Annotated in this window: 13 protein-coding genes and 1 tRNA gene; 5 read left to right on the forward strand and 9 right to left on the reverse strand. The window is 42.0% G+C overall.

Features of this window, described 5'->3' with window-relative positions; all coding sequences use genetic code 11:
- Window positions 1–211 precede the first annotated feature (211 nt).
- The 4 genes from VB740_RS13820 to VB740_RS13835 form a co-directional block, all read right to left on the reverse strand.
- Entirely contained in the window at window positions 212–358 is a 147-nt protein-coding gene (locus tag VB740_RS13820) for a hypothetical protein (protein WP_323200563.1), read from the reverse strand.
- Window positions 359–672: 314 nt separating this feature from the next.
- The gene (locus VB740_RS13825; protein ID WP_323200564.1) at window positions 673–1,065 is read right to left on the reverse strand and encodes an alr0857 family protein; all 393 of its coding nucleotides are present in this window, start codon (window positions 1,063–1,065) and stop codon (window positions 673–675) included.
- A 16-nt stretch (window positions 1,066–1,081) separates the two neighbouring features.
- The gene (locus tag VB740_RS13830; protein ID WP_323200575.1) at window positions 1,082–1,588 is read right to left on the reverse strand and encodes an HNH endonuclease; all 507 of its coding nucleotides are present in this window, start codon (window positions 1,586–1,588) and stop codon (window positions 1,082–1,084) included.
- A 114-nt stretch (window positions 1,589–1,702) separates the two neighbouring features.
- Complete coding sequence (locus VB740_RS13835; protein ID WP_323200565.1) at window positions 1,703–1,954, reverse strand: hypothetical protein; 252 nt, start codon at window positions 1,952–1,954, stop codon at window positions 1,703–1,705.
- A gap of 71 nt (window positions 1,955–2,025) precedes the next feature.
- Here VB740_RS13835 and VB740_RS13840 point away from each other — a divergent pair, with 71 nt between their 5' ends.
- The 3 genes from VB740_RS13840 (at window position 2,026) to VB740_RS13850 (ending at window position 5,613) form a co-directional block, all read left to right on the forward strand.
- Entirely contained in the window at window positions 2,026–2,361 is a 336-nt protein-coding gene (locus tag VB740_RS13840) for a hypothetical protein (protein WP_323200566.1), read from the forward strand.
- Window positions 2,362–2,986: 625 nt separating this feature from the next.
- Window positions 2,987–5,005, forward strand: coding sequence for a GAF domain-containing sensor histidine kinase (locus VB740_RS13845; protein ID WP_323200567.1), 2,019 nt, complete (start codon window positions 2,987–2,989; stop codon window positions 5,003–5,005).
- 65 nt (window positions 5,006–5,070) lie between these two features.
- The gene (locus VB740_RS13850) at window positions 5,071–5,613 is read left to right on the forward strand and encodes an SRPBCC family protein (protein ID WP_416289819.1); all 543 of its coding nucleotides are present in this window, start codon (window positions 5,071–5,073) and stop codon (window positions 5,611–5,613) included.
- Window positions 5,614–5,710: 97 nt separating this feature from the next.
- Here the strand turns inward: VB740_RS13850 and VB740_RS13855 are convergent.
- Window positions 5,711–5,783, reverse strand: a tRNA-Glu gene (locus VB740_RS13855).
- A gap of 326 nt (window positions 5,784–6,109) precedes the next feature.
- On the opposite strand from VB740_RS13855, the gene VB740_RS13860 reads away from it, so the two are divergent.
- Entirely contained in the window at window positions 6,110–8,029 is a 1,920-nt protein-coding gene (locus tag VB740_RS13860; protein WP_323200569.1) for a cation:proton antiporter, read from the forward strand.
- Window positions 8,030–8,074: 45 nt separating this feature from the next.
- Here VB740_RS13860 and VB740_RS13865 read toward each other — a convergent pair whose 3' ends face one another.
- Window positions 8,075–8,737, reverse strand: a complete 663-nt coding sequence (locus VB740_RS13865) for a cytochrome b N-terminal domain-containing protein (protein ID WP_323200570.1) — start codon at window positions 8,735–8,737, stop codon at window positions 8,075–8,077.
- 99 nt (window positions 8,738–8,836) lie between these two features.
- On the reverse strand, window positions 8,837–9,532 hold the full coding sequence (locus VB740_RS13870) for a lipase (RefSeq protein ID WP_323200571.1): 696 nt from the start codon (window positions 9,530–9,532) through the stop codon (window positions 8,837–8,839).
- A gap of 623 nt (window positions 9,533–10,155) precedes the next feature.
- Between VB740_RS13870 and VB740_RS13875 the strand changes: the two genes are divergently transcribed.
- Entirely contained in the window at window positions 10,156–11,709 is a 1,554-nt protein-coding gene (locus tag VB740_RS13875) for a hypothetical protein (protein ID WP_323200572.1), read from the forward strand.
- Between the two features lie 154 nt (window positions 11,710–11,863).
- Here VB740_RS13875 and petJ read toward each other — a convergent pair whose 3' ends face one another.
- Window positions 11,864–12,208 (reverse strand): cytochrome c6 PetJ, encoded by a 345-nt coding sequence (gene petJ, locus VB740_RS13880; RefSeq protein WP_323200573.1) that lies wholly within the window; start codon window positions 12,206–12,208, stop codon window positions 11,864–11,866.
- 244 nt (window positions 12,209–12,452) lie between these two features.
- Entirely contained in the window at window positions 12,453–12,872 is a 420-nt protein-coding gene (gene petE, locus VB740_RS13885) for a plastocyanin (RefSeq protein ID WP_323200574.1), read from the reverse strand.
- Window positions 12,873–13,071 lie beyond the last annotated feature (199 nt).

Here is a 13,071-nt window from a genome sequence, read left to right on the forward strand (position 1 = left end):
AAAAAACAAAGGCAATAGTGACTATGTTGCAATTTAAATGCCGATTAGCTTAGAACATGAATTTGACCCTTGAGAAGCTTTGTCTTTCGCCTCACTACATTTATACTACAAAATACTACAAGAGGTGTCAAGGGGTTTCAGAAAACTTTTTTGAAATTGTCTAGAAAAGCTTCTGTACTTAGGTTTGAGCTTAATTAGCTCTTCTGAAAAGTCAAACTACAGTTATGCTGGGCTGAATCTTTAAAAGCCTGACGTGACAGACAACTTCTTCAAGCGACAACAGATAATTAGTATTGTCGCGATCGCCTCTACGATTACAGCTTGTAGTATTTCCCCACAACTGGGGTTGAACAAGCATTTCAGAAAAATCCATCCTGCACAAATTTAAGCTCATCCAGCAAAGGGCCAAATTAATGCCCAACTACCGCCAGCCAAAGTAGAAAACCCTACCTTTACAGTCCCAGCTAAATTTCAGGGAAAAACAGTTTATCAGGTGCATCTCAGGAACTAGGCATTGATGATGGGCCCTAGCCGAAGACAACCCTAGAAATACTAGATATCCTGAAGCAAAATAAACGGGGAGAAATTTTACTCCCCGAATTTTAGATTTTAAATTTTGGATTTTGGATTGAATAATCTAAAATCCAAAATTGAGTCACCCGACTATTTCATTTATTCGCTCATGACAGAAGCACTAATTTCTTGAGCTTCCTGCCAAAGTTTGTGCAAAAAGAACTCAGCGCGATCGCTCATCGTGGTGAAAAACACACCTACAGCATCCTTAGAACTATCTAATAGCCAAGAACCCCGCAGGGTGACTTCCATATATTCGGCATCACAGGCACAGAGGGCAATGATTTCTCTGTCATCTTTTTTTACCTCAGCCTTAAGCACTTCTACTCCTGGCAAATCAACAGGAAGCAAAAAGGAAGCGGTACTGGGTTCAATGCATAAACTTTGCCCAACTCGCAGGGCTAAAATCACTCGCTGCGCTACCCATTCTTCTAGCGACAGAGTGAGACATTCCAAATAAAAGCTGCTTTCAGTGTAAGTTAATTTCAGCATTCCTTATGCTCTCCTGTTATTCCAGGCTTCCTTGCATATCTATCCAAAATTGTTCGGCAAAAGAAATCGCGGGGTGGATTGGTGCTTTTGGTTTGGTACGCAGTTGCATACCAGCCTCAAACAGGGTGCAATTGCCTTTACGGGAGTTACATTTCTCACAAGCTGTGACTACGTTATCCCAAGTGTGAGAACCGCCTCTTGATCGCGGCATCACATGATCTAGCGTTAGATGTTTGCCGCTACCGCAGTATTGGCAAGTGTGATGATCTCGTCGCAACACTTCCCGCCGATTCACTGGTGGAACTTTCCACATCCGCTCATTAGAAGTAATTGTTAAGCGAATGTGTTTTGGTACATCAATTACTAAGTTGGGTGAGTGAACTCGCCATCCGCCTTCTGTGGTAAAACCCAGCGGTTGAGCTTTGTCTGTTACTAACAGCACAATCGCCCGCTTAATATTGATCCGACACAGTGGCAAGTAATTTTGAGAAAACACCACCACAGATTGCTCTAACACTTGCATTGCGTTCGCGCCGCGCATGGAAGATATCGTCACAGCTTCACTCCTTATAAAAAAACCCCCGCTTCAAGTTTTCGGTGAAGCGGGGGTTAGAATTGACCGGAAAATTTTCTGGTCTCATATCGGTACAGTATTTCTTTCCCTGTACCCCCCGCTTTTTTGATCTAGTTGTGGTTTTGCAATCGCTGCACTAATGCTGAGATGTCTAAAGTCATAATTACCCTCTGTGATTTGCCCATGATTTCGGCTACCATCGCCCATAAATAAATACTCCACTTCCATAGCAGCCGATTCCCAATTGGTTCGGCAATTGGTGGCGCACAAAATTGAAGTAGAGATGGGGTAAATGGATTTCACAGAAAATTTCACCTATTGAAGATCGCTTTAAACATACTACACTTGTATTACTATCTTGTCTATACCTTTAAGGAGAAATAGTGATGCATACGATCGCTCGCACCCCAACCACCGATATGGAAGTTACCAGCATCCGCTTAGAGCGGGAACTGAAAGATAAGCTCAAAGAAATAGCCGGAAATCAGGGGTATCAAGCTTTGATCCGAGATATCCTTTGGAATTATGTCCAGCAAAAATCAGGTGAATGGAAGCCTCGATTTTCGCGAACCGACATTCGAGCTAGCATCGCTGCCATAGCTCAACAAGAAGAACGCTGTGTACTCACAGGTCAACTAATTCAACCCCAAGAACCGATGTTGTTAGGGCTAACCAGGAATGGGGATATGGTTCCTCTGAGTGTCGAGAGTTTGGCTGGATAGTCTTTTATTCAGGCAATGCAGCTCAGTTATTTTTGCTAAATAATTGGGCTGCATTCAGAATTTAGCTTTATTCTCTCTAAAGAGTAAAATTTATTGTTAAGAATTGTAAAATATATACTCCATTGTCGTTAAAAGTTAGATTTATTTGAAGCTCTGGCTTAGTTATATTTGATTGAGAACAATCCAGATCAAAAGCTAGCTTGTTAAATAGACTAAAATAAAAACAAAATTTTACAAAGTTTGGAAAATAGCTCCAGTATTTTTACGGTTAACTCTGAGGTATTTTGCTTAGATTCTAGAGAAATTACGGTTTATGTATACTTACACACAGGATATCCTAAGTCAAAGTTAATTAATTATCTCAATATAAAGAAGATAAAGCAGCCAAAAATAATCAGGCTGGGGCATTTTAAAATATCCTAAGTATCTCTTAAACCATGTAGCAATTTGCTTAATATAGTGGCAACTTGGCCATCTGCCATAGAAAAGGGCTATAACAGGTGAGAGAAAGTATTCATACAAGAATTGTCAATTATCAAGGTGGAGCAACACAACTAACGGTGAAGAATATGCCAACAGGTTGGGTGCAAAAACAATGGAGTTATTATCCGAGGGCGTGCCAAGAATGAAAAAGCCTTTATCGTCGCCGCCACAATATGTAGATGACATAGATCGACTACAACCTTACCAAGTCAAGCTGATGCAGCATCAGGAAGAACCTGCCCGCAAGTTGGTACAAAAGATTAACCAAATCATTGCCAATAGCTCCGCTACTGCCTTGATGCTGCAAGATATTGCCCAATTGCTAGGAGTTGTCTTTCAAGTCGATTGTTGTTGCTTGGTTTCAGTAATCGGTGAGACAACCGAGGAAGCAACTACTACTAATTGGTGTGCTGATGAGTATCTAGCGTTACCACATCCAGAAGAGATGTTTTCGATGGAACAGTTGCTTATGCACTCGCCAGTGCTGCAATGTGCTGCTGAACCATTGACTATTGAAGACATTTCCATCATTCAGAACAGTCTGGTAATTGGGTGTCAATATTTGCCACTACCGATAAAAGCAGTTTTGGCAATTCCTACCCGGTTTGGTGGCAATAATAATGGGGTGATTAGTCTGATTAAATTCCAACCTTATGATTGGAGTGAATCAGAAAAACAACTGCTAAAAGAGGTGGAATCGGCTTGTGCGATCGCTTTTTCTCGCGTAGCACAAGCCCAACTAATTGCTCATCAACAACAGCATCTGCAAAAGAGCAATCAGTATCAAAGCTTGATCAAGCAATTAACCTTACTGAGTCGTAGCAACTTGGAGCTTAATCAAATGCTCCAGTTAGTTATCACCTCTACTGCCGAATCTCTACAGGCAGATCGGGGTTTGCTCATACTACTAAAATATACAGATCCACTATTTAGAACTCAAGCTAAAAAACAAATTCCTAAAGCGAAAGCTAGAGTGGTTGGTGAATGGGCTAAGGAAACACAAATTTCCCGCAGTACTAAATCAGATACCTTAGATCAGTCTTTCTTGCTTTCGGAGTGTGGTTTATGCCAGCGTGCCTTCATAGATTCAGGAAAAGCTGTAATCTTTGATAACTATATAGAGCAAAATGATACCTCGTCAGCTGCTCCATTATTTGCAGTAGACGAATTGCCTGCGGTATTATTAGTGCCATTAGAGAGTCAGGGTAAAATTTTAGGTTTTTTGGTGCTACAGCAAGCTGTGACTCGCAGTTGGCAAGCAGCAGAATTAAATCTTGTGGAAATGGTTTGTGCTCAAGTAAGTAACGCCATAATTCAGTCACAGACATTGCGCCAAGTGCAAACTTTGGTAGATGAACGGACGGCGAAACTACAGAGTAGTCTAGAACTCCAGGCAAAATTGCATGAAAGAACCCGGCAGTATGTAGAGCAACTGCGGAAGCTTAATGAACTCAAAGATGAATTTTTGAGCAACATGAGCGATCGCTTGCGCTATCCTTTGACAAACATGCTGATGTCAATTCGGAACTTACGTTTGCCAGGAATAGCACCAGAGCGTCAGGTTAGATACCTGGATATCCTAGAGCAGGAATGTACAAAAGAAATTAACTTGATTAATGACTTGTTGACACTCCAGAAACTAGAGTCGCCTCACGAGGCCCCACAATTAGAGTCTATAGATTTAAATACTAAAATTCAGGATATAGCTGCGTCTTTTGAGAAAAAACTCGCAGAGAAAGGATTAAAGATTTCTGTAGATTTACCAGAAGAATCACTAAAACTGCAAACTGAATTGGAGAGTTTTGACCGCATCCTGCAAGAGTTGTTAACGAACGTCTATAAATATTCAGAGCCTGATACTGTTGTTCGCCTTGAAACTGCTCACCGAGTTGATCAACTAATCGATCAAGTTATCATAAAAGTGACGAATACAGGACGCGCCATCTCTGAAGAAGAAGCAACCTATATTTTTGACAAGTTCCGTCGTGGAAAAGGACGCTGGACTCCAGGGACTGGCTTGGGACTTGCTTTAGTCAAGTCTTTAGTGCAGCATCTGAATGGAGCGATCGCAGTTGAAAGTCTCCCAATCTCGGATTCTGAACAGAGCGAAATTTGCTTCACCCTGACTCTGCCCCAATTTTCTGACGAAAGCAAATCATAATTCTGAAAGTGACTAAAAAACAGAACGCAACAGAGAACTTTGATTCCCAGTCTTTTAGTAATGACATCAACCTCGAAAAGGATTTGACTGCTGATACAGTCGTGGCGGCTAAGGTAGAAGTTCAAATTGAGAAAATAGCAGAGCGACAGCGACAAATCAGCGCCAAAGTCCAAATTCCTCAACCGGTAGAACAAATCTGGAAGGTTCTGACAGATTATGAAGCCTTACCTGACTTTCTTCCCAACCTCGCCAAGAGTCGTCTAATCGAGCATCCTAATGGTGGAATTAGACTTGAGCAAGTAGGCTCCCAGCGCTTACTGAATTTCAACTTTTCTGCACGGGTGGTTCTGGATTTGGAAGAATGCTTCCCCAAAGAAATTAATTTTCGCATGGTAGAGGGAGATTTTAAAGGCTTTTCCGGTAGCTGGTGCTTAGAGCCTTACTCCCTCGGTGAGTGTGTAGGAACACATCTTTGCTACACAATTCAAGTTTGGCCTAAACTTACTATGCCAGTCGGAATTATTGAAAATCGCCTGAGCAAAGACCTGCGGTTAAATCTTTTGGCTATTCACCAACGTGTAGAACAGTTAGCTAACAAAGAACCTTAATTAATAGTAAAACTATCATCCAGCAAAAATACTGGATGATAGTTTTACTCTGTAGATTTACAGCAAAAGTTCATTTTGCTTTTCTATTGTTTTTAAGTACCCCCAGGGGAATTCGAATCCCCGTTACCTCCGTGAAAGGGAGGTGTCCTAGGCCTCTAGACGATGGGGGCATCGGACTCAGACCTTTTATAAATTAACCAATTTCCTGACCTTTGTCAACAGGTTTTGCCAAAAAAAGTTTGTGACGGCTAAACTGGGTGGAGGCGAAAGCTTGAAGAGGATACAAAGACATGGAGATACACAAAGAATTTTGTAGATGCTTCTGGGAGAAGCCGCAGGGTACATTAAAAACCGGCGCTAGGGATTTAAAGGGATATCTAGATAGAAAAAACGCTACATTCAGCAATGGACAAAGGGTATGATGTTGTACCGTGTAAAATTAATGTCTACGGTTTTTTACAACAGATTTTGAAATAAATCGCTCAAAATCTACAACATGGAAGCATCTTTTGAAATTACCCTACAGATGGCGATCGCCGTCCTTGCAGGCATTAGCGCCCAAGTGCTGGCTGCATACTTTCGCATACCCAGCATCGTCTTGTTATTGTTGTTGGGCATCCTCTTTGGCTCTGATGGCATCGGGCTGTTGCATCCCCATTTGCTAGGCACTGGATTGGAAGTTATTGTCGCCCTAGCAACGGCAATCATTTTGTTTGAAGGCGGACTTAACTTGGATCTGCGTGAGTTAGGTAGAGTTTCAGTCAGCCTGCAATTGCTCGTCACTCTAGGAACGCTAATCACACTGCTTGGTGGGAGTATGGCAGCCCATTGGCTGGGTGAATTTCCCTGGAACATAGCTTTTCTCTATGCTTCTATCGTTGTGGTTACAGGCCCAACCGTCGTTGGCCCTTTGCTCAAACAAATCAATGTAGATCGACAAGTAGCAACACTCTTGGAAGGAGAAGGGGTTTTAATTGACCCTGTAGGGGCTATCCTCGCCTTCGTTGTCCTCGATACGATTTTAAATGGCGATGCTGACCCCATTAATGCGATCGTCGGTTTACTCATGCGCCTGGGTGTTGGTGCGGCAATTGGCGGTGCTGGCGGTTATCTGATGAGTTTGATTTTCAAACGCGCTGATTTTTTGTCATTCGAGCTAAAAAACTTAGCGGTGTTGGCGATACTCTGGAGCTTGTTTACCTTATCGCAAATGATCCGCAGTGAATCAGGAGTAATGACAACAGTAGTTGCAGGAGCAGTCTTTGCTAACTCCTCAGTTCCAGAAGAACGTCTGTTAAGGAGCTTTAAAGGTCAACTAACAATTCTCAGCGTCTCGGTGCTATTTATCTTATTAGCTGCTGATTTATCCATTGCCAGTGTGTTTGCTTTGGGTTGGGGTAGTTTATTTACTGTTTTGGTACTAATGTTTGTCGTTCGCCCGATTAATATCCTCTTGTGTACTTGGAACAGTGATCTAAACTGGCGACAGAAACTGTTTTTAAGCTGGGTTGCTCCTAGAGGAATTGTTGCCGCCTCCGTAGCCTCTTTTTTTGCAATTTCCTTAACACAGCGCGGCATTAACGGCGGTGATTCCATTAAAGCTTTAGTTTTTCTGACAATTATCATGACTGTTGTCTGCCAGGGTCTAACAGCTGGATGGGTTGCTAGATGCCTGCAAATCACCTCCAAAGATGCAACTGGGGCAGTGATTGTGGGTTGTAATCCCTTAAGTCTTTTAATTGCCCGGTTCTTTCAAGAACGGGGAGAAAGTGTGGTCATGATTGATACTGACCCCCAATATCTTGTTCAAGCTGAGGCGCAAAATCTGCGGGTTATTGCCAGCAGTGCTTTAGATGCTGCTGTTTTGGAAGAGGCAGGACTTGCCTCGATGGGTACTTTTTTGGCTATGACAAGTAATGGCGAGGTGAATTTTGTTTTGGCTCAACGGGCATCTGAGGAGTTTAATCCGCCACGCGTCTTAGCTGTTTTCCCCCGCGATCCGCAAGCAAGTAACTCTGTCAGTAATAAAGTTAATCAAGCTTTTATCCCAGACTTAGCAATTAAGATTTGGAATGAATATTTGAATGATGGGCGAGTCAAGTTAGGAACAACCACTCTAACTGAGTCAGAATTTTCTAGTCAAAATGAGCGTATCCAAGAAATGATTAAGACTGGGGCGTTGATACCGCTATTGGTAGAACGGGAAGAACGTTTACAAGTAGTGCCAGCAAAATATGAGTGGGAAGTTGGCGATCGCATTATCTACTTGTTGCACGATCCCAGACCTAAGCTTTTAAAACGCTTATCTGGTGCTACCCAGTCCACTCGCCTCTCTTTAGAAAAGTTAGCGGAAGTTGAAGAAGTCCCCCTTGCCAAAATATCTCAACTTTTCACTACTGACACCCCTGGGGGATGAGAGGGATGGAGGCAGGAGAAGAAAGAATTCCTAACTCTTGACTATTTATGAGCCTTGGGAAGGAATAAATTCGCCTTCTGGTGGTTGTTGCAAATTATCAATTTCTGGTCTTGGCGTTTCTTGATACATTTCCCATTCCTGCCACAGTAAAGCAGATAAATGCACTATGGCAAGAATTAGCGTCGCCACCAAAATTAGATAACTATGGATTGTGTAAAGGTGTTCCACAGTAATTGTGTTAATCGCTCCACCCCCAGTCAGAATGTCGCGCAGTTGTCCACCAATGAAAGGAATGGCTTCGATCGTTCCTAGTTCAATGTTAAAACGCCAGTATCCTTCCTGAGTCCAATCTAGGATCATAGCTGTCCAATTCAGCCCGATCGCACTTAGGGTCAACAAAATCCCACTAATCCAAGCAGTCAGCCAACTCTTGCGAAATTGCCGACCTAAAAACATCACCACAATTTGAATCAGAGCGATCGCAATTACCGCATTACCAGCAATATCATGCGCTCTCCAAAACAACCAGCCGTATGGCAGTTGTGTATTAATCATCTTCAATGAGTTATAAGCTCCGCCTGCTGTCGGTTCATAGTAAAAAGACAGCAATACTCCGGTAGAGATATAAATTAAGCACAGAGTTAAAATCACGACTGATATTATCGTCGCTACTCGTCGCAAAATCCTATCGAACTGGGTGCTTTCCATAGCTCACCCCTCCTGTTCTTAACTAGGTATTTATTCTTATTATATTTTAGCTAAGAAATTTTAATAAATTTTACTTTTCTTATATAAAAATAAAGTTTTTTAAATCAAATACTGTACCCAAGCTTTTAAGGGTTCTGGTGAGCCATACCAAATTCCAGGACTTCTCGGTGAATGCCTCACGCCTTCAATCACCAGATTTTCTGCCCCTTCCAGGTGAGCAGCTTCAATGGGCGTAATTCCGTCCCCCCAAGTGTTGCCCTTACCACAGGTTAATTGGTAACTACTGTAAGCTAACCAGCTACCGCGCCGCTTTTCCCCAAAGATAGTTTTGCCAGCTACGCAAACGTAATGAACGTTTTTGTAAAAAGCTCCTGGGTAATTATTGGTGACAAAATCTAGATTGGAGCGTGTCCACCGTTCTTGACTAATATGGGGTGTACCCAAAGTGATGAGAGTAGCAACCAGGGGATGTGCTTTCCAGATGGATGGTTTGACATTACCGCGTCCTAAATAGGGCTTTTCTCCCATGTAAATGCGGGATATCCAACCTCCTGCTGAGTGACCAATCAAGTTAATTTGAGTAGCATTATGTTGCTGCAATGTATGCTTGATCGTCAGATCGAGTTTTTGTAGAATCGGTGTTACAGGTCTTCCTCCAATAGTAGGTAACCAGTCGCGCCGTCGCAGTGGTACTGTAACCGTGGGAAAATCTAACTGTTGTAGAGATTGTTCTAGTTGACGGTAAGCGATCGCGCTTTCAAGATATCCCGGTACAATAACTGTCGGTAACGGCATTTTGAATTTTGGATGCAATGATTGAGGGTTTGAAACTTTTCTACGAAGAACTAGTCAGAATTCAAAAGCTATAATGAATTGCGATCGCATGACTGACTCCTTTTATAAAAAACCAAATAGCTTTGGTGGGGTTTAGAACTACAATGTCAATAAAATTGTACAATTTGCAACAGTTTTAGGGACTGCTGATGTGGTAGGATTTTCAGATAGGGACTACTCTTGGATATGTTAGGTGTGCCATCTGTTACAGAAGCGTAGTTGACTGAAAACAGTAGAAAGAATAAAGCCACTTCAGCAGATGTTGTAATTTTCTCAAACTTGTGTGTTAACTGAAATTTTATAAATATCCCAGATATCAATTTCAATTGTGTGCTTCATAACGATAAGGAATCAAAAGTAGTAATTTTTCAAATATCTCTTTAGCAAGCTCAAATTGGAACACATGATACAGCGTCATTGATCAATTAAAAACTTTAATAAACGAGTATTTTGGCTTTTTAATGGCCAAAATAGGAAGTTATTATTTCCTTAGAGGGACGCATATATTGCACTATCTTGCAATATAGTCAACAAAGAGAAAATCGCTAGTCAACTGCAACTGAGTCGAGTGAACGATAACAACTATGTCTTACGTCTCCCTGTTTAAAAATATACCAGAAATCTTAAGCCAGCCAATTGGGATAGCAGCTATAGCTTCTCTTGGCATCCACGGTGCGATCGCAATGATTGTGCCATTGATGCCTATGGATTCTAGCAAACCCAAAGATACAGCATCATCCAAAACAGTCGGACTTTTGGAATTGAGCCAAGCCGACCAAAGCCGTTTGCCGCAAAGTACACCCCAAATTGGTTTACAACAACTTCCTCCAATAGCGCCACTTTCTGATCCCAACTTTAGCGCCCAAACTGTATTGCCCCCATTGGCACCAGCGCCATCCAGTCAGCTAGTACTGCCTCCGCTACCTCCATCATCGAATAGCTATCGAGTCTCCTCTTTGCCTACAAGGCAGTCTTTGCGGATGATTTCTAGTAATAATTTGCGATTTGACGCCTCTAAATTTGACAATTCTAAATTCAACACCAGCCCCAAATTCTCTCCATCAGTTCCTCGTGTGGATGTCAGTGACACCAAATACGAGGCACCTAAGCCACTGGCTGTAAATAGATTACCAGAATTGCAGTCGCAGAAAATACCTGATGAGATTCTGCAAAATGCCCAACCGCCGAATCTATCTGACACTAGCCCCATTACAACAGCACAGGTAAATACGAATCCACAGATGACGCAACCGATTAATGATGCGTCTAGAAGTTCTCAAAACCAGCTAATAAATTCTCTAAAACAAGCCCCAAGGGGTGGGGATAGCTTAACCCTAGTTAGGGCAACCACCTCACAAGCAACCGATTTATCTGCCAAAGGAACTGAACTAGCAATTGCACAGCTAGAGTCTTATGCCAAACTGAGAAAAGAAGTCCAGCAAGAATACCCGAACGCTGAACAAAAACCAGTCATCCGCCAAACATTACCCACCGATAAGCCAAATCTTGAAGGCGCTGTTTTGGGTGTATTAGTGGTAGATCCTGATGGTAAGGTCTTAGATATCAAGTTTCAAGACAAGTTAGTTTCTCAGGAATTGCAATCACAAGCAAGGGAATACTTCAACAAGGAATCACCCAAGGGAGATAAACGGATCAGTTCCTATCCATTTAACTTAGTTTTCCAAAACAGCACTAGCAACACCACTGGGGCTACTCAATTATCTGTACCGGGAATCAATAACAATCAGCTTACCCCTTCACCAGCAGATAGTTCTAAACCATTTCCTGAACTGCGAATCAGAAATAACCAGCCTGCGTCCTCATCGACAGGTACTCTTAAACCATTCTCTGAACAGCAAATCAGAAATAACCAGCCTGCGTCCTTACCGACAGGTACTCTTAAACCATTCTCTGCACCGGGGGTCAATAGCAATCAACCTACGCCCTCACCAGCAGTTACTTCTAAACCATTCCCTGAACTACGAATTAGAAATAGCCAGCCTAAAACTTCTGAACCGTTAGTGCTGCCGAGAGTCAATAAGAGTCAGCCTATACCTTCTGCTGAATCGGATGCAAAATTAGTAGAACGGTTGCGTGAAGTGAAGGAAAACAGAGAAAAGTCTAATCCAGAAAAATAATCACCCTTTGGTGATTTTGGATTATGAATAAGCTAAAAGCTATGAATGATAAAGATTCTAAATTTATCATTCATTTTTAAAATACCGTTTTTAGAAGTTGACAAAGTAGCGATCGCTACTTCGTCACACTGTCCTTCGGTACAGTATAGGTAGTTCACCAGCCTTGTTCTGCATTATGAAAAACGTAAGCAGCTACCTCCAGAATCTCCTCAGGACTTAACTTACCTTTAAAAGCAGGCATAGCATTTTTACCATTTTGCACTTGGTGGATAATCGCCTCGATTGAGTCGCTATTATAATTTTCTAGGTACTTTGACAATGCTTCCTTTTTCAAGGTTTTCTGGCTAATAAGGATATTACCGCCACCTATATGACAAGAAGCGCAGTTAGCCTCGAAAATTTTAGCACCGTTGGATGCTTCGGCAGCTAGTGCTGGGCTAATGAATGTCAATATGAATATAGCGATCGCCAACAGTAGAATTAATAAAAGTATTCTCAATAGAATTTCCTCGCAACAAGCCTCCAGCAAGAGTATAAACGCGATTAATCCCTGATTAAGTCAAATTTGATCAAAATTGGCGGTAACGAGTTCACCCCTGTATCGCCACAGGTTACTTAGCATCTTAAGGGATGATACGGACTCGTTACCGCCATTTATTCATTGTGTGCGTCACTCTAGGAGTGTGGCGTGTTGCGATGAGTTAATTTCACTGATAAATCATCTTGTGTCAACGGCGAGGTTTCTAGCCTTCGACAGTGATTGTACCAACCATACCAGCACCACGGTGGGGTTCGCAGTAGAAAGTGTAGTCACCAGCAGGTGCGTCTGCGGGGAAGGTGGTTGTTTCCTTTTGACCAGCACTCATCAGCAAATTCTTATGAGACAGGGATTTTGCTAAAGCAGCGTCTTTGGCGGGGTTTTTGGCAGCATCAAACACAACATTATGGGGAGGAACTTTGTTGTTCACCCATTCAATTGTGTCACCTGGTTTAATTGTCAACTTTTTCGGTTCAAATGCCAGCATTCCTTTATCGCTACCCAGTTTCACGCTGTAAGTTTCAGCCGAAGCACTGGGAGTAAAAACAGCAAAGCTGCTAACAACTAAAAGGATCGTTAACACAGCTAAACTAAGGCGTCGCCAGCTTGCCGAAATTAATTTCATGGCTCTCTCCTAACAAACAATTTTTTTTCCTTTCTCATTTTAAATAAAATCAACGCCAAAGTATGACAATCTGTCATAGATACAATTTTTTTTTAATAATGCGGAGCAATTTATGGCAAAAAGTTGCCCAATCAGTAATAAATACTATAGGACTAGTATTTGATTTATGAAAAAATCTAAGTATATGTAGGGGAGCCAG

Source organism: Nostoc sp. UHCC 0251, assembly GCF_034932245.1.
GTDB lineage: Bacteria > Cyanobacteriota > Cyanobacteriia > Cyanobacteriales > Nostocaceae > Nostoc.

What these genes read in the sequence shown, in the direction of transcription:
- VB740_RS13820 (WP_323200563.1), bottom strand. Translation starts at nt 358, where the DNA reads ATGCTTGTTCAACCCCAGTTGTGGGGAAATACTACAAGCTGTAATCGT.
- VB740_RS13825 (WP_323200564.1), bottom strand. Translation starts at nt 1,065, where the DNA reads ATGCTGAAATTAACTTACACTGAAAGCAGCTTTTATTTGGAATGTCTC.
- VB740_RS13830 (WP_323200575.1), bottom strand. Translation starts at nt 1,588, where the DNA reads ATGCAAGTGTTAGAGCAATCTGTGGTGGTGTTTTCTCAAAATTACTTG.
- VB740_RS13840 (WP_323200566.1), top strand. Translation starts at nt 2,026, where the DNA reads ATGCATACGATCGCTCGCACCCCAACCACCGATATGGAAGTTACCAGC.
- VB740_RS13845 (WP_323200567.1), top strand. Translation starts at nt 2,987, where the DNA reads ATGAAAAAGCCTTTATCGTCGCCGCCACAATATGTAGATGACATAGAT.
- VB740_RS13860 (WP_323200569.1), top strand. Translation starts at nt 6,110, where the DNA reads ATGGAAGCATCTTTTGAAATTACCCTACAGATGGCGATCGCCGTCCTT.
- VB740_RS13865 (WP_323200570.1), bottom strand. Translation starts at nt 8,737, where the DNA reads ATGGAAAGCACCCAGTTCGATAGGATTTTGCGACGAGTAGCGACGATA.
- VB740_RS13870 (WP_323200571.1), bottom strand. Translation starts at nt 9,532, where the DNA reads ATGCCGTTACCGACAGTTATTGTACCGGGATATCTTGAAAGCGCGATC.
- VB740_RS13875 (WP_323200572.1), top strand. Translation starts at nt 10,156, where the DNA reads ATGTCTTACGTCTCCCTGTTTAAAAATATACCAGAAATCTTAAGCCAG.
- petE (WP_323200574.1), bottom strand. Translation starts at nt 12,872, where the DNA reads ATGAAATTAATTTCGGCAAGCTGGCGACGCCTTAGTTTAGCTGTGTTA.